Annotated in this window: 16 protein-coding genes; 7 read left to right on the top strand and 9 right to left on the bottom strand. The window is 26.1% G+C overall.

Going from position 1 to position 17020, the window contains the following annotated elements; genetic code table 11:
- Window position 1 precedes the first annotated feature (1 nt).
- On the top strand, window positions 2–379 hold the full coding sequence (locus FH779_RS17065; RefSeq protein WP_180905552.1) for a hypothetical protein: 378 nt from the start codon (window positions 2–4) through the stop codon (window positions 377–379).
- A 9-nt stretch (window positions 380–388) separates the two neighbouring features.
- Window positions 389–898, top strand: a complete 510-nt coding sequence (locus FH779_RS17070; RefSeq protein WP_180905553.1) for a hypothetical protein — start codon at window positions 389–391, stop codon at window positions 896–898.
- Between the two features lie 188 nt (window positions 899–1086).
- Here the strand turns inward: FH779_RS17070 and FH779_RS17075 are convergent, their stop codons facing one another.
- Genes FH779_RS17075 through FH779_RS17085 form a run of 3 tightly spaced genes read right to left on the bottom strand, consistent with a single transcriptional unit; the run spans window position 1087 to window position 3656 of the window.
- On the bottom strand, window positions 1087–2274 hold the full coding sequence (locus FH779_RS17075) for a 3-coathanger stack domain-containing protein (protein ID WP_180905554.1): 1188 nt from the start codon (window positions 2272–2274) through the stop codon (window positions 1087–1089).
- A gap of 3 nt (window positions 2275–2277) precedes the next feature.
- Window positions 2278–3084: a hypothetical protein gene (locus FH779_RS17080; protein WP_180905555.1), complete on the bottom strand. Its 807-nt coding sequence runs from the start codon at window positions 3082–3084 to the stop codon at window positions 2278–2280.
- An 11-nt stretch (window positions 3085–3095) separates the two neighbouring features.
- Window positions 3096–3656, bottom strand: coding sequence for a T9SS type A sorting domain-containing protein (locus FH779_RS17085; protein WP_180905556.1), 561 nt, complete (start codon window positions 3654–3656; stop codon window positions 3096–3098).
- 67 nt (window positions 3657–3723) lie between these two features.
- On the opposite strand from FH779_RS17085, the gene FH779_RS17090 reads away from it, so the two are divergent.
- From FH779_RS17090 to FH779_RS17105, 4 genes are all read left to right on the top strand, one after another.
- Window positions 3724–5610: a tetratricopeptide repeat-containing sensor histidine kinase gene (locus tag FH779_RS17090; protein WP_180905557.1), complete on the top strand. Its 1887-nt coding sequence runs from the start codon at window positions 3724–3726 to the stop codon at window positions 5608–5610.
- On the top strand, window positions 5582–6181 hold the full coding sequence (locus tag FH779_RS17095) for a response regulator transcription factor (RefSeq protein WP_180905558.1): 600 nt from the start codon (window positions 5582–5584) through the stop codon (window positions 6179–6181). The genes FH779_RS17090 and FH779_RS17095 overlap by 29 nt, the downstream gene beginning before the upstream one ends.
- A 76-nt stretch (window positions 6182–6257) precedes the next feature.
- Window positions 6258–6824: a hypothetical protein gene (locus FH779_RS17100; RefSeq protein WP_038336030.1), complete on the top strand. Its 567-nt coding sequence runs from the start codon at window positions 6258–6260 to the stop codon at window positions 6822–6824.
- A gap of 59 nt (window positions 6825–6883) precedes the next feature.
- On the top strand, window positions 6884–8275 hold the full coding sequence (locus FH779_RS17105; protein WP_180905559.1) for an exopolysaccharide biosynthesis polyprenyl glycosylphosphotransferase: 1392 nt from the start codon (window positions 6884–6886) through the stop codon (window positions 8273–8275).
- Here FH779_RS17105 and FH779_RS17110 read toward each other — a convergent pair.
- From FH779_RS17110 to FH779_RS17125, 4 genes are read right to left on the bottom strand one after another with little or no spacing between them, the layout of a single operon-like run.
- A complete protein-coding gene (locus FH779_RS17110) occupies window positions 8235–9512 on the bottom strand; it encodes an O-antigen ligase family protein (RefSeq protein ID WP_038336029.1) in 1278 nt (425 codons plus the stop codon). The genes FH779_RS17105 and FH779_RS17110 overlap by 41 nt on opposite strands.
- Window positions 9493–12000: a DUF6311 domain-containing protein gene (locus tag FH779_RS17115; protein ID WP_152606156.1), complete on the bottom strand. Its 2508-nt coding sequence runs from the start codon at window positions 11998–12000 to the stop codon at window positions 9493–9495. Before FH779_RS17115 ends, FH779_RS17110 begins: the two co-directional genes overlap by 20 nt.
- Window positions 12001–12008: 8 nt before the next feature.
- The gene (locus tag FH779_RS17120) at window positions 12009–12719 is read right to left on the bottom strand and encodes a glycosyltransferase (protein WP_038336027.1); all 711 of its coding nucleotides are present in this window, start codon (window positions 12717–12719) and stop codon (window positions 12009–12011) included.
- Complete coding sequence (locus tag FH779_RS17125) at window positions 12720–13844, bottom strand: DUF1972 domain-containing protein (RefSeq protein WP_306459997.1); 1125 nt, start codon at window positions 13842–13844, stop codon at window positions 12720–12722.
- Between the two features lie 62 nt (window positions 13845–13906).
- On the opposite strand from FH779_RS17125, the gene FH779_RS17130 reads away from it, so the two are divergent.
- Window positions 13907–15007 carry a glycosyltransferase family 4 protein gene (locus FH779_RS17130; protein WP_038336026.1) on the top strand — a complete coding sequence of 367 codons (1101 nt, stop codon included), beginning with the start codon at window positions 13907–13909 and terminating at the stop codon, window positions 15005–15007.
- Here FH779_RS17130 and FH779_RS17135 read toward each other — a convergent pair.
- Together FH779_RS17135 and FH779_RS17140 are read right to left on the bottom strand one after the other, a co-directional pair.
- On the bottom strand, window positions 14959–16212 hold the full coding sequence (locus tag FH779_RS17135) for a hypothetical protein (RefSeq protein WP_038336025.1): 1254 nt from the start codon (window positions 16210–16212) through the stop codon (window positions 14959–14961). The two genes, FH779_RS17130 and FH779_RS17135, sit on opposite strands and share 49 nt — an antisense overlap.
- The gene (locus tag FH779_RS17140; RefSeq protein ID WP_052217844.1) at window positions 16212–17018 is read right to left on the bottom strand and encodes a glycosyltransferase family 2 protein; all 807 of its coding nucleotides are present in this window, start codon (window positions 17016–17018) and stop codon (window positions 16212–16214) included. The genes FH779_RS17135 and FH779_RS17140 overlap by 1 nt, the downstream gene beginning before the upstream one ends.
- Between the last annotated feature and the right edge of the window lie 2 nt (window positions 17019–17020).

The raw sequence follows: 17020 nt of genomic DNA on the forward strand, positions 1-17020 counted from the left end.
TATGGGAGTACCCTTAAAATTTTGTTTCTTGTTTATTTTTATTATGTATTCTTGTTCATCATTACAGGATATTAATGATAAAACAGAATATAGGTTAGTAAATATTGATTCAACAAGTTATCAATATAATAAATTATTATTTTTAGAAAATAATTCAGAAGTTTATGTTGTTGTAATTCAGAAAAATAAAAATTGTTCTTTTCTTGAAGGAGAAACATATAGATTAAAATTAAAATCAAATTTACCCATAAATTATCCTAATCATAAAGATTTAAATTCTCAGTATATGTATCATAATGAAGTTGTCTATTTTATACAAAAAGATGCTACTAAATGGGGCTTTTATAAGATCGAAAATGATAAAAAGTATTGTAAGTAGTAAATAGAAATGAGAATTATTCAAAAAATATTAATAGTTATAAATATCTTAGTTGTATTTATAACTATTCAATCTTGTTTTACGACAACTAATTTAAAACAAGAGAAAATAGTAATTGATAAAAAATTATGTTTAATAAAGGCGATTCCTGGAGAAAGTAGAGCTCATATATTTTTTGTGTCTGAAAAAGGTGAATTGAGTTATTGTATTGGTCAGGTACTTAATTTTGAATATGGGAAATTTAATATAGATAGAAAGTATAAGATTAAGACTATTGCGTTAAACTTAAAAGAAATAGAAACATTAAAAGTTTCTTTTTTGAAAATTTCGGAAAGTTCTTTATATAAAGATACTTCTGTTGTAAAGGATAATTGGCAATACAGTCTATATTTAGATGGAATAAAGAAAGGATTTTGGTATTCAAACAATACGGAAATAATACCCAAAGAGCTAAAAGACATTACCTATATTATAGAAAACAAGATTAAAGTTTTACATGAATTACCAGGAACATCTTAAGACAAGATAGTGTTTCAGATGTGTAGTTGCACTAGATATTATTATAAATAAATTCACAATACCATAAAAAGGCAGACGGAGGTTTGCCTTTTGTTATTTTTAGTAAATCTTTTATTTTTTTATGGGAGATAGTTGTTCGCTTTTATAGTAAAGTAAAAAGTCTCACAACTTGTATGAGACTTTTTGAACTATTTCTTAATAATTGTTTTTTCGTTTATTGTACCCAAATCATCAACAAATTTGAAGTAATATAAGCCAGCTGGTAAAGTTTGTAAATTAACTTTAAGAGCAGTTGCATTTTTATTATTTCCTGATACAACAACTTTTGCATTGATATCATAGACAAACCACTCGTTAATACCAACTGTACTATTTATTTGTACAAAATTTGATGTTGGGTTAGGAGAGATGGTGAAAGTGTTTTGATAACTTAAATTATTCGAAATAGAAATCATATCTTCTCCCATTCCTATATAGGCTGTTAATTCTTCATTTTCTAAAGATATAAATTCATTATCCTTTGTACAAGGTTTTATATAAGCTCTAAATTTTGATTTAGCATTAAATCCAGGTTTAAGGAAAATACTATTTGATCTAAAAATAACATTTAAATTTTCATTGATAGGAGCACTTGCATTTATAATATTTCGAGATTTATATTCTTTTGAATTTATTATAGGATTCGTAATATTCATAACATCCTGACAAATAAAAGGAGCTGTTATGAATGTTTTTTCAGCGCTAAAAGTTCCTCTAATTCCATTTGAACATTTGGCTGCAACTTTCCAAGAGTAAGTTGTATTGGGTGCTAAATCAATGATAAGACGATTGTTTGTAGTTGAAGAAAAGCTTTTAGTCCCATTAGGAGTTGTTAAGAGTATTTCATAATCATTCGCACCTGAGACACTATTCCAAGAAAAATTAGCTTGCGAATCTGTAATATTATAATTTTGTAAATTCGTAGGGATTGGTAAAGAACATGGAATATTATTACTTGTATAATTTATCTGTATAGAGATGATTTTTTCCTCAGTAATATTTTGACCTTGCGCTGTTACATAACCATATATTGCTTTAAATTTGTATTCTGTAACTCTTGGAGTTGTAAAAGTGTGTTTAAAACCTAATGTTATTTTTACTTGCCCTCCTGGTTGTACAGCTTGTGTACCTTCAGGAAACTTACCTGTATAACCATTGTCTGTAGAAACAGGATGTATATTAGCTCCCATATTTGAAGGAAATCTATTATTAGAAAAAACAATTTCAACAAATCCAGTTTGACCATACGAAATTACATCGGATTTATTCCCTATAGTCACCTGAGAATATACTTTGAATATAAGTAAAAGTAATAAAAAACTAAATAATTTTTTCATAGATTATTTTTTAGTTTCTAATTCATTAATTCTTTCTTCTTGTTGAGCCATTTTTTTGTTTTGCTCAATTAGTAACAATGTCAATTCTTCTATTTTTTGTAAAAGAAGATTGTTCATTTCACCTACTTTTAATCCTTTTTCTTGAATTTCTTTTGCAGATGGAATACCTGGTAAATGATTGTTTTCTTTTACAAATTTTTCTACTTCTTCTAATTTAGGGAATTCATAATCTGCTTTTAACTCAGATTTTCCTGTAAAGTATTTTTGGAATACATAATCTGCAGGTACAGCCAGATCTACAATAATTTCTTCTGCATGTATTTTGCCTTTTACAGTTAGTTTTTCGTCAGGATTAGAGGTTCCAATACCTAATTTTCCAGCAGTTAAAACCATTTGTTCTGTGCCATTAGAAAAGAATTTCAAGCCATCCCATCCAGATAAGCCAACAACATTTCCTATTCTAGATAAACCATAATGAGCTACTTTTTGGTTATTATAATCGAATGTATTAAAAGTATTAAAACCTAAAAGTGTTCCATAAAAACTTGCATTTTGGCCATATAAATCTCCTTCTATTGCTGTTTTACCAACAATACTTACACCTTCAGTAAATCCTAAATGATAATTGATTACAAGTTGATTGTTAACAGGAGAGATGGCATTTTTCCAAACTAAGTCTCCATTATCATAGCGTCTTATTTTAAGATCACCAGATGAAGCTGATAAGTCAAAGGCGTTTGTATTGATTTGTGCAGATAAAGAAGATGCTCCAATAAGTGCAACTAAAGTTGATAATAAAATTTTTTTCATAATTGTTTTGTTTAATTTTTAATAAAATATTTTGATATAGGGTTTGAATTTTTAAATTCTAATATGATTATATAGTTTCCTTTCTGAAATAAAGAGACATCTATTAGTAAATTTTGTGTATAAGAAACATTTTTACTAATTTTTAGATTTCCACTTGTGTTGTAAATAGAATAGCTTACAATTTGAGCTAATGAAGATGATATGTTAAGATATTGTGTTGTGGGTATAGGAAAAATTTGTATTTTATTGTCTTTTCTACTTGTGTTATCTTTTCTAGATCCTATTACAGTTCCAGTTTCATTTTCTAAAGTAGATTTAAAGTTTTTTGAAGCAGGTTTTATTCTAATTTGATAACTGTCTTGTGGAATTATTCTTACTTGCCCCCCCTGATCTGAAAATATTAAACTTCCGCTGAAATATGTATTAGCGTTATCTGTAGTAATTACAATGTTTTCTGAATCAAAATCAAGTGATACATTTAAATTTTCGCCCATAATAAAATTAGTTATAAATTGTTGAGCATTAGTTTGATTAAATGTTATTAAGACAAAAAGGAGTAAAAGTTTCTTCATAATTTTTTTATAAAAATATGTAAAGAGAAATCTCTGTGGTATACCATATTTATGGTATTTTTATTTCATGAACATTAAACTTTACTTACTTACTATTTTTATTTTTTCAACAATTATTTTTGGTCAACAAAATAAATATGATGAAGTTGTACGTCAATATTACTCTATTTATGAAAACCATGCAGATTTGAACAAAGCATATATAGCTGTAGAAAAAGCGTATAAATTGAGTAAGTATATAAAATCTGAAAAATGGTTAGCTAAAACAGCTTATGGTGTTGGTTACTGTAATTATGTTTTTGAAAAAGATTCTATAAGTGAGATTTATTTAAATGAATCTATTTTAAATGCTGAAAAATCAAAAGATTACGAAATATTAGCGAAAGCTTTTAATGTAAAGGGAAGTATTTACAATTATCAGAAAAATTATAAAAAAGCATTAAATTATTTTCATCAATCAATTAGATATTCTGAAAGTATTGATCAATTATCTGATAATACTGCTAATGTGTTGAGTAACATAGCTAATATTTATATTACTGAACATGATACAATTAATGCAAAAAAGTATTATCATGAAGCTGTAAAGATTCAACGAAAGAATAGGTTGTATAAATCTTTGAGTAATACTTATAATAGTTTGGGAGTATTATATATGGATACGAATAAAGATAGTGCTTTGTATTATATCAATAACTCATTAATGTTAGCTATAAATAATAAATTGGAGAATGAATTGGTTGATAAATATCTTAATCTCGGGATAATCTATCTTAATTTTAATGATATTAATAATTATGATAAAGCTAAGTATAATCTAATAAAAGCATTAAAACTAGCGTATAAACATAAGACATCTAGGTACAAATTTCAAGGAAATTTATATTTAGGAATCTATTATAAAAAAGCAGAACGAGATTTTATAACATCAAAAAACTATTTAGAGACAGCATTATCACTTATTAATAATAATAAAGACAAAGAATACAATTTGGCTTTGTATAAAGAACTTTCTGATGTTTATTATAAATTATCTGATTTTAAGAATGCATATAAATTTAAGAGTTTAGAGAATGACTTAAAAAATCAAATTTCAGATACAGAAAAAAATAAGCAAATTCATGAAATTCAAACAAAATTTGATGTGGAGCGAAAAGATTTTCAGATTGATTTATTGCATCTTCAACAAAAGAATCAAGAGATAGAAAATCGTTGGATAATAATCGTATCACTTATTAGTATTTTAGGATTGCTGAGTTTAGGAATATTGTATCGAAGTAAACAAAGAAAGAAGAATTTATTGCAACTACAACAGAGCGAGGTGAAACGAATGCAAGATGTTGTGAAAAGTCAAGATAATGAACGAAACAGAATAGCAAAAGAGTTGCATGATGGAGTAGGAAATAAGTTGGCTGTTTTCAAAAATATTCTATATCAAGATGTTTTTACTCAAGAAGATATAGATTATTTACAGACTGGAACAAAAAATTTGATGAAAGAAATTAGAGAAATTTCTCATAATTTGAGTTTATCTATTTTAAATCAAAAAACGGCTTTAGAATTAGTTGTAGAATTAGTTGAGACTTTTCAGCGGAAAACAACAATAAATATCGAATTAATTATCTATCCTAATGAGGCTTTTGATTTGTTGGATGAAGAACAAAAAATACATCTTTATAGAATTTTACAAGAAATTCTTCATAATATATATAAACATGCTGATGCTCAAAATGTCTCAATAACTGTGACAAGACATCATATGATGTTTAATTTGATTATAGAAGATGATGGAAAAGGATTTGATATAAAAGAAACAAAACAAGGGATAGGAATTTTGAATATTAATGAGCGAATAAATCTTATAGGAGGAGTATTGAAAGTGGATTCGGTATTAGGAAATGGAACAACAATAATTATAACGTTAAATGAAGAAGATAAGAATAGGATTGGTTGACGATCATCAACTTTTTTTAGATGGTTTAATAAGATTATTAGAACAAGAAGATGATTTCGAAATTGTTTTTTCAACAACAAAAGCCATTAATCTACTCGATAAACTAAATGATGTTTTGATTGATATTTTGATTGTAGATATTTCTATGCCTGATATAAATGGATTAGAATTAATACATAAAATTAGGGATCAATTTTTTTTAGGGAAAATAATTGTTATTAGTTCTTATGCGAATAGCATAGATAAGTCATGTGTAGATGCTGCATTATTGAAAGAGGTTTCTAAAAAAGAGTTATTTGAAACAATAAAATCTGTACATAATGAAACCTATAAAAAGCATGACAATGTATTGGGTACTACTAGTATTTTTTCTTCTTTTTTGAGTAAAAGGGAAAAAGAGATTGTTAATCTGATAGCAATAGGTTTAACAGTACACGAAATGGCTGATAAAACATTTTTGAGTAAGCATACGATAGAAACACATAAGAAAAATATATTTTTAAAGCTAGAAGTTACAAATAATGCAGAACTAATAAAGAAAGCAATGATGTTGGGGATTATTGAATTATAATTTATGCAATAGAATTTATAAGAAAAGAGATTTTTTTGCGTTTAATGAAAAAACTATCTAATTTATTGTTTTGAGTATGAAAAAATTTTTATTAAGCACTTTATTGATTTCTTCGTTTTTAACCTTATCGTCTTGTGGAGATAAAAAAGGTGGAAGAAATGATTTGTCTGAAAAGGAAGAAGTAGAGAAGGATTCTACTAAAGGTGTAGTAGTAACTCTAGAAGGGGTTTTTCCGACGAATGATGTATATCAGTTGTTTTATTCTACAACTGATCAATATGATGAAAAAAAATCTCTTCATGTTCCTGTTTATGGTCAACAAGTATTACAAAAAGTTGTATTTAAAATTCCAGAAGGAGAAAAACCATTGTATATTCGTGTAGATATGGGATCTAATCCTGCGCAAACTATAGCAACGATTAAAGAAGTTAAATTTAGTTATAACGAAAATGATTTTAAAGTAGATAATAAAGATGTAATAGGTAAATTTTTTGTTAATAACCCTAGTATAGAATATAATCCTGTAACTTTATCATTAAACTTGAAAGCTGATCAAAATAATGTTTATGATCCATTCATGATAAGTAATGATGAATTAAAAAAATCTTTAAATAAATTATATAGTTCAAATTCAGCTAAATAATTTTAAACAAAGATACTATGTATAGAAGAAGAAACTGGTTTTTGTATTTTGTACCACAAATGTTTGATTTTATTTGTGTAATCAGTTTTTTTCTCATTTTTGTTAGGCTTCAATATATCTATTTTTATCCAAAGGAACATCTTCCTTTGATGCATTTACCTTCTTACTTAGAAGTCTTTGAAGCTCATTATAAAGCATTATTCTTATTACTTCTCTCTTGGATTATAATTTCTCAAAATATTAAACTTTATGAGGATTCTAGAAAAACAAAATTAATCAAGAGTATTAAACGAGTATTTCTACAACTTATCTATTTCTCGGTTATTTTGTTTGCAATTTCAGGTCTAAAAGAGTATGATTTGATGTCCTTTTATTTAGGATTAATTTACATTTCGATTCTTCTTGTTTTAATGATTTGTTTTCGTGTATTTATATTTTTTTATAGAAGATCAAGACATAAAGCTGGTCTAGATTTGATGAATGTTTTGATTGTAGATGAAAATATCAATACCAAAAAATTTGTAGAAATTGTAGAATCAAGAAAAGAGCTTGGATTTAATCTTACTGGTAATTTTTCTCAAGGAAATAAATTTGAATTGCTAGAAGACAAGCTAGTTTATGACAAGGTAGATGTAGAAAGTTTTATTGTAACAAATGATATTCACCATATTTTTATTTCTCAGTTTGGAACAATTGATAAGAATGTCTATCGCAAATTATCCATATTAGCAGAACAAAATCATATTGAGTTAAATTATATCCCTTATTCAATATATAATAATTTTACAAATCTGAAAATAGATTATATTGATACTTTACCAATATTGGAAGTTAAAAGATTTCCTTTGGATTTATCTTATAATCAATTTATTAAGTTTTGTTTCGATAAGTTATTTGCTCTGTTCATTTGTCTATTTATATTAAGCTGGTTGATTCCAATTATTTCTTTATTAGTTTTTATTGATTCTAAGGGGCCGATATTTTTCATTCAGAAAAGAAATGGATTAAATGGGAATGAATTTGGATGTATTAAATTTAGAACAATGCGTCACTCAAAATTAAATTCAATAAAGGCAACAGTACGTAATGATGATAGAATAACTAAAGTAGGCTCATTTTTGAGAAAAACTTCTTTGGATGAAATGCCTCAGTTTATAAATGTATTGTTAGGTGATATGTCAATTGTTGGCCCTCGCCCGCATATGATTTCTCAAGATAGTTATTATAAAGAAATTATTGAAAAATATAATCTACGACATTATGTGAAGCCAGGTATTACTGGGTTATCTCAAGTAAAAGGCTACAGAGGTGCTATAGATTCTGATTTGGATATGGAAAAACGTATTTTTACAGATGTATATTATGTAAGAAATTGGTCTTTTCTATTAGATATTCAGATTATTTATCTAACTATTCTTCTTGTTGTGAAAGGAGATGAGAATGCGATTTAACTACATTAAATAAGCAATATAATAGAATAAAAAACATAATACCTCTTTGTCTATTTAGAGATGATTCTGTTATAAAGAAACTTATTGTAATTAATGCAAAAGAAAGATGAACAAAATCTTTGGTACGTATTGCATGATATAAATTTATTAAAACACAAGAAAGTACTATACAGAAACCAAAAAATCCTAATTCGGCAAAAGTCTGTAAATATTGATTATGAAAATTTAATTCGCCAAAATATTTACTTAAACCTCTATCTATTTGTTTTTCTATTATTTTATCTTGAGCAGCATTTAATCCAAAACCTGTCCAAAAAATATTATCTTCTTGAATAAACTCTTTGAATAATCTATATTGATATAGTCTAATTGCTGTACCAGAAAAGTAATAGTTTTCGCCAAATTCTGGCTGATATAAAGCATTATGTAAAGAAACATTAATTACACCGTCTTCTATTATTGTATTATCTTTTGTGTCTTCTAATTCTGCATAAAAGCGACTAAACATATAATTACCTGCAGTAATAGCAACTATAATTCCTACAGAAAAAATTATTAATAAGTTCTTTTTGCTTAGTTTATTATAATTATTGAATAGATAAATAACAAAAATAAATAGAGTAATAAGAATAAGATTTTTTGAGGATAATAAGATTAATGAAAGAAAAAGAATAGCTAAGGCTGTAAAATCAAACCATTTTTTTGATTTTTTACTAATTAAAGCTAAAAATGAGAAGGATACAAAAACAGATACATAGATGGCATTTACTTTAAGACTGACCAAGTTATGATATAAAAACCAGTTAGATTGTTGATCTGATAAAAATCTAAATAAAGCTCTTATCAAGCAAAATACCATAAAAGTAGCTATGCTATAACTAAATGTGTAGCATAGTTTTCGTAGCTGCTGATTCGAAATAGGAGGAATCAGTATAAAAATAAAAGGAATTATTAGTAAAGGAATTGTTTTGCTTATAGCTTTAATAGATTCTTCACTATTGATACTCCATGTGATAGATATTGCTCCAATGCAGAACAAAATAACAGGAAGTATGAGTGAAAGATTAAAACTAAATTTCAGTAACTTATAATTTAGAACTACACTTATAAGCAATAATATAGTTGCGATATTATTGTATATAAAAGGTAAAGGTAAAGTAACAAGACACAATAAGATAGAAAAGTTTATTGCATTTTCTATCTTAATGTCTTTTATTTTATTTAACAACCAATTCATTATAGAATGTTATGTTTACTAATTTAGCATCATCACTGATTGTTCTTAAACCAACCGCATATTTACCTTTTGGTAATTTAGCAATAGAAAACTCTGTTTTAAAACCTGCAAATTGTATGTTTTTTTCATTAGGAAATGCTTCTTTTAAATCTGGTCGTGATGATTTATAGGTTTTTATAGCATAAAGTTGATTATCCTTTTTTAAGATAATTTCTACTTTAGTTTTTTCATTATCTCGATTCTCTATAGCACTCCATCCATTTATTTTGAAAGAGTTTTCTTTGTCTTTGTCTTTTTCAATGGTATCAATACTTGCTTTAACAGTTGTATTATTACTAACATTTTTAGTCAAAATAGGAAGTAAAATTTCATTAGTACCTATAGAAATTGTTTGTTGTATATCAGAAGAATGCAAAATATTATTTTCATCTTCTATTACGATAGATAGATTATAATCACCAGGTTTTAAGTTATTTATTTTAAAAACACCTTGAGCCCCTGTTTTTAACATTGCACTATCTCCTTTGAAAATTTCCATGATATCATTTCTATCAGAAATTTTAGCATCTACAACAAATTCGTTGTTTAGCATATCTTTTAATACAAATTTGGTATGTGTTATACTTGGATTCTTATGTCCTTCTATATAAGCCCATCCACTAATTAATAATACTTTTTCTTTTACTAGGATTTCATCAAAATTACCTTTTACATTTTCTGTTCTATTTTGCGATAAAATAGATTTTTCGAATGTTGCTAAAAATAGTTTTGACTTAGTTTCTAAGTTTTGATTAATAAAATTATTCAAATCAAATTGTTGATTGATAATTTCTTTTGGATAAATAATATAATATTGTCCAAATTTTTCGATCGCAAACTTACCTGTATTAATTAATAATGCAAAGCGATCTAAATAGTCAATTTTTGTAATAAATGCAGATTTTTCTGGAGTTTTACCTTCTAATAATTGTTTATTTATTAACTGTTCAAATTTTACTTGTTCTTCACCATTTGTTCTAGCTACGTAAGCAGAAGTAATTTTACAATTATTTTTATAGGCCAAATATCCAAAATCTTGATAATCGTTCTGATTTTCTAAGCTATTTTCATAAGGTGGATACATAATGATATGATCTACTTTAGAAAAAACTTGATTTAAAAAATCAACTTTCTCAAATGGGACTTCATATTTTCCATCGCTATATTTATCGTTGGTGAAAAACATGCTTGTATCATAAATATTAACGAAAGCTAATATGATTAATAAGGTTCCAATAATATATTGGTTTATTTTAATTCTTGAAATAATTATTATTGCAAATAGTAATAGAGCATAATATATTACCCAAATATATCTGGCGCTAGCTCTGAAAACATTTCCTAATTTTATAATAAGTTCAGGGGCTTTTAGTTCGTATAACGTTTGATCATTATAAGTTACAATATTTGTGATAGCAAAACCTGTAAAAAATAAAAGAGCAACACTAAAAAGCAAATAAGTTAAGTAGGTTTTTTTTTCTATTTTTTTTCTAATAATAAAAATAGGGAAAGTTAAGATAAAAGCCAAGCAAAGCATAAACATGCTTCCAATTCCAAGATAAGAATATCCTTCATATTGATGCCAAGTTTTTTGAGGAAGTTGAGGAAAGTATTTTGAAAACCCTCCACCATTAAAAAAGGAATTTAGATTCCAACTATATAAGCCGTATGCATTTGTAACTTCAAGATTTGTTGAATCGAAAGATAATATTCCAACAATAAACCATATAAATAATAAAGCAATAATACCGCTTAAGAAATAGAAAAGTCCTTTTTTCCAATCGTAAACTTTAGAAATTAAAATGTTTTTAACAAAATATATGAAGAAAAATGCTAAAGAAATTAAGGTAAGATACGGATGTATAAGACCACTAATAATCAATAAAATAATATGATATAGAGCAAATTTATCTGCATATTTGCCTTTTTCTAATGGTTTGAAATAAAAGTAAAAGCTTGCTATAATTAGCCATTGCGCACATAAAGAAGGGTGCAATGTTCTAAATAAAAGAACTGGATTTGTATTAATAATTATTACCGCTGTTGATAGAATAAGAATGTTCTTAACATTAAAAACTTTTAGAAGTTTGATGGTAAAAAATCCATTTAAGATATAACATACTAAAAACCATAATCCAAAATACTGAAAGTCAATAGGTAATATTCCTGATATAAGCTTGAAAGGAATTGCGAATAAAGGAATAGAGTCAGTAATTCCTACATTTGTTCCAATTGGATAATACCATTCAGAGTTCGTTCCAATAGGAAATGTCCATGGGCTATTGCGATAGAAACTCCATCCTAAAAAATGCTGTCCCCAATCGTGATAAACTTCTAATAACCATTTGGTATTGGAAGGGTTTAGAACGTGAAGTCCAAACTTTAGAATAAATATGATCAAGCTTATAATAAATCCTGATAGATAGTCTATATGCAGTTTTAGTTTCATTGTTTTGGTTAATAATTTTTATATAATGTATTTATTTCTTTTAAAATCTCAAAACCATCAGTTAATTTAAGTTTAGAGCCTGCTACGTCTTCCCAATTAGTTATAGGAAATTCGACTCCATTTGTAAGCAAATTGCTTTTCTTCAATCGAATGAAGACTTCTGCATCAAATAACCATGCGGTTTGAAAAGGTGTTTTTAAAACTTCATTCAAAATGTTTTGAGAAAAAATTTTAGCTCCACATTGAGTATCGTAAATTCCTAATTTATATTTTATATTGATTATAGTAAGTATTATTCTACCAATGTAATGTCTGTATTTTTTTCGTTTGATGTTTGAATTAAGCAACATTATTCTCGAGGCTAGAATAAATTCCTTGGGAGAATTTTGTAAATAATTATACATGCTAAGGAAATCAACAGATTTTGTAGAAAAATCTGCATCTAAATATCCGATATAAGTATATTTATTTTGTTCATATAAAGAAACCAAAGATTTATAAATTGTAAAGGCTTTACCTTCATTTTTTTTATAATCAAATAAAAATGTGTTTGGTTTATTTTGTATGTACTGATTTATTTTTTTTACAGTATTGTCCTTGCTTCCATCATTTGCAAAATAAACATCTATGTTTGCTTGATTTAGTAATAAATCAATTTCATTAAAATTTAATCTAAACTCTTCATTATAACAAGGAATTATTATTGCTAATTTCGACATTTAAATAACTTCTTTTAATAAATTATAATATTTTTGATTGATAATACTCCAGCTAAATTCATTTTCTATAGAAGCTGTGTTTTTCTTAATTTTTTCTAATTCATTTTCTTTAACTAAAGTGTCATAAAGTTGTTTTACTTCATTTTTGTTAGAGAAATAAAATGCATTTTCTTTTAGAACTCCTTTGTTAAATTCATTATTATTAGCACAAATTAAGCAGTTGGATGCCATTGCTTCTAATAATGAAGGATTTGTACCACCAACAGAATGTCCATGAAAGTATAAACGTGAATAATAACGAATATTGTTTAATTCCTCGAAATTATAAATGCCTCCAGTAAATATAATGTTAGAAAAAGATTTATATTTTTCTTTTAAGAATTCTCCGTAAGGAGTTTCATGTTTTCCAATTACTAAGAAAATTTCATGTTTGTTAGATGATGTCACACCATCTAGAATCATTTCTAAGTTATTTTCGGGTTCAAATCGAGCAATTAATAAACTATAATTATTTTTTTGAATTTTATATTTATCTAAAATAGAATTATTTGGGTTAATAAATGCATCGGCGCCATAAGCAATATAAGTAGAGTCTTTATTGTATTTGTTTTTCAGATAGGTTTGTATTCCTAAAGAATCTGCAATTAGATGATCAGAATGTATTGCGCCTAATTTTTCGGCATATTTCAAGAAGTGTTGGACTTTTTTTGAATATTTGCTACGTTTCCATTCTAGACCATCCATGTTAGTTATAATTTTCGCTCCTTTAGGCATTAACCACCACCATATTGTACTGCTTGTATATCCTAATTGTAAAATAATATCGAAATTACGTTTGCGAGCATCCAAAATACAATTCAAATCGTAAAGAAATTGTCCTGCAGTTCCCATTTTATCTTCTGGATCCTTGCATTGGATTAATTTAACTCCATTAAATTTTTTTTCTTTATACGGATGTAATGAAGAGTTATAAACGTAAACATCTTCTCCCTTATTAGCTAAATAAACAGCAAAAAATTCAGCAAATTGTTCAAATCCACCGTGATAATTTGGTATTCCTCTTGTTCCTAAAATGGCAATTTTCATAATTGATGTATATTCGAATGAAAAATATTCAGAATTCATATAATAAACGGATTTGAATATAGTTTATTGAAAAGAAGTAGTACTTTTATTCAAATTAATATATGAAAATATTTGTTGACGCCTATTTACTGAATAAAGAATATCAAGGGACTAGAACTTATATCGTAGAGCTATATAAAGAATTATCAAGAAAAAGAAAAGATATTAAAATAACATTTGGAGTCGTAGAACAGACAACAGAGATTATGAATGAGTTTTTGGAGTTTGATAATATTTCTTTATATGAATACAAAGAAAAAAATCGTTGGAAAAGGATGTTTGGAGAATTGCCAAAATTATCTTTTTTGTATGATTATATGCATTTTCAATACATTATTCCATTCAGAAAATTAAATGAAAATTGTCAATACATTAATACAATTCATGATATTTTATTTGTTGATTATCCTAACCAATTTCCTTTTTTCTATAGAATCTCTCGAACAATTTTGTTTAAATGGAGTGCAAAAAAAACAGATATTTTATTGACAGTTTCTAACTATTCTAAAAAACAAATTGCTAAACACTTTAATATACAGTTAACAAAAATTCTTGTAACACCAAATGGTGTAAATGAAGAGTTTTTAGAAGATTATGATAAGAAGAGGATACAGGAAAAGATTTTATCAAAATATGGATTGAAAGATTATATTTTATACGTAAGTAGAGTGGAACCTCGTAAAAATCAATTACAGTTATTGCAATTGTTTTCTAATAATCAATCAATTTATAATAATTATACAATGGTTTTTGTTGGCAAAAAGTCGTTGGAATCTAATTCCTTTGAAGAATATTTTATGAAATTACCAGATGAGGTAAAGAATAAAGTGAAATACATAGAGCAAGTTCCACAAGACGACCTAGTTGATTTTTATAGAAGTGCTTCATTTTTTATTTATCCTTCACTTTATGAAGGGTTTGGAATTCCTCCTATAGAGGCAGCAGCAGCAAAAATTCCTGTCTTATGTAATAATATGACAGCAATGGAAGACTTTACTTTTTTTGAGCCTTATTTAATAAATTTTGAGCATCAAAATATTCAACAATGTTTTGATGATTTTATACTGAATAATCAATCAGACATTAAAGGGATTAAAAAAGAAATTGAATCGAATTATGCTTGGTCAACTTCGGCAGACGATTTATTAAATGTATTAAAATAATAAAATAATAGACATCCTAATATAATAATCATATTATCTCTTTGGTTATAAATACCTGTTATTGTTAGTGTTGTGAAGAAGTAAATGATTGCTAATACAGAAATAAATTTGGCTTCGAATGTATTACTTTTTTGTCCAACCCAGTAAAGTCTGAAGATAAAAAATAAGTATGCAAATAATGCAAAAACACCTAATTTATAAAGGATAAACGTATATCCATTATGTGTGTGTGAAATGTATTTCATTCCTTTTTTAGAACCATCTAAAGGGGCGTGAAATTTAAGATTAATTAAAGAACCAAATCCATTTCCATAAATAATAGTTTCTGGTTTATTTTCAATTAATTGTATGGATTTTAAGGCTTCGTAAGCACGCCAATGATCCCAAAGTTTTCCATGATCGGTTATTCTAACTTTAGATTGATAAATCTCAGATTGGCTCATTTTAATTTTATATAAAAAACCATCAAATCCCTTAGCATTTCTATTAATAGGCGTATTATTTAGATAATAGAATAGTCCAATAATTGAAAAAATTAAGGCGATAATTATTGTTAAGTTAAATTTGTTCAATTTTGTTAATCCTAAAGCTCCTAAAGAAACTAGTATCACAATGATAAACATTAATCTAGAAAAATAGATGAAAATAGATAAACAAAGAATACATAAAATAATTGTACTATAAAGTTTGTTTTTTGTGAATGATTTCTTGAAAAAGTATTTATAAAATAACAAGAAAACTAGGCTAAAACATTCTATAAAATTATCTTTAGTAATCAATCTCATAGAAGAAATATTTCTTAAATCTGAAGAAATAATAACAATAGATAAATGCGCGATAGCACAAGCTAAACCTAAGTATACGATTACTTTTGCAAAGTAAGCAGTATTATCAATTTTTCTAGCATATAAATATCCCAATATAATGCCTAAAATAGGTTTGAAAAAGAAAATGAAATCCTTAAAAATATCTATAAAAGCATAGTTGTAAACGAATGTTCCTACAAATCCAAGGAGTACAAAGCTGCTTATAAAGGCTATAATTTTGATGAATTTTATATGAAGTACAATTTTTTCTGTAATAAAATATTGTATTAATAGAATAAGCTCTAAAACAAAAATAGTCTTATAAGACCCAATATATAATTGAAATAGAATGAGTAATATAAGTAGAATTGAATAATATTTTTGTTTAGAAATTTTCATTATTTCACCATAATTAATTTAATTTTTTTTACTAAGCTGTTTAATGTTAAAGCAATAGAACATAATATATAATTTAAACCATGAGTATGTTTCTTCAAATATGTTCGATATCCTTTAATGAGTAAAGGGTTTTTTTTAGGGTTGAAACCAACAAAATGAATATAATTATATTTTGCAAAAAAGTAATTTTGATAACCATTATCAGCTATTTTTTTACATAAATCTACATCTTCAACATACATAAAATAATCTTCATCAAAACCATTTATTTCATTGTAAATAGCCTTTCTCATTAAGATAAAAGAACCTCCCAACCAATCAACTTTATAATAAGGAGCAGTAAATATTCCTTTCTCAAAATCACCTGTATAAGCACCATTTTTTATTTTAAAACAAGAAGCTATACTTGGAAATTTTCCTCCTGGAACAAGATATTTTTTGTTTTTATCGAGCATATTAATTCCAATTGCCCCAGCTTTAGGATCATTTCTCACAAAATTAATCAACTCCGAAAAATCATTAAGAATAATTGTATCATTGTTTAATAAGAGTATTGTTTCTGCATTTGCATACTTTACAGCTTCATTATTTCCTTTTCCAAAACCTAAGTTTATCTCAGACTTTATAAGAATGACTTCTGGAAAATGATTAGTTAAATAAGAAATACTATCATCACTTGAATAATTATCAAACACAATGATTTCATACTCAACATGAGTAAGATTTTCTTGTATTGATTGAATACATTTTTCGAAATACTTTCTTCCATTGTAATTAACAATGATAATTGATAAATCTTTTTCCATTT

The organism is Empedobacter falsenii (assembly GCF_013488205.1).
GTDB classification, from domain to species: Bacteria; Bacteroidota; Bacteroidia; order Flavobacteriales; family Weeksellaceae; genus Empedobacter; species Empedobacter falsenii_C.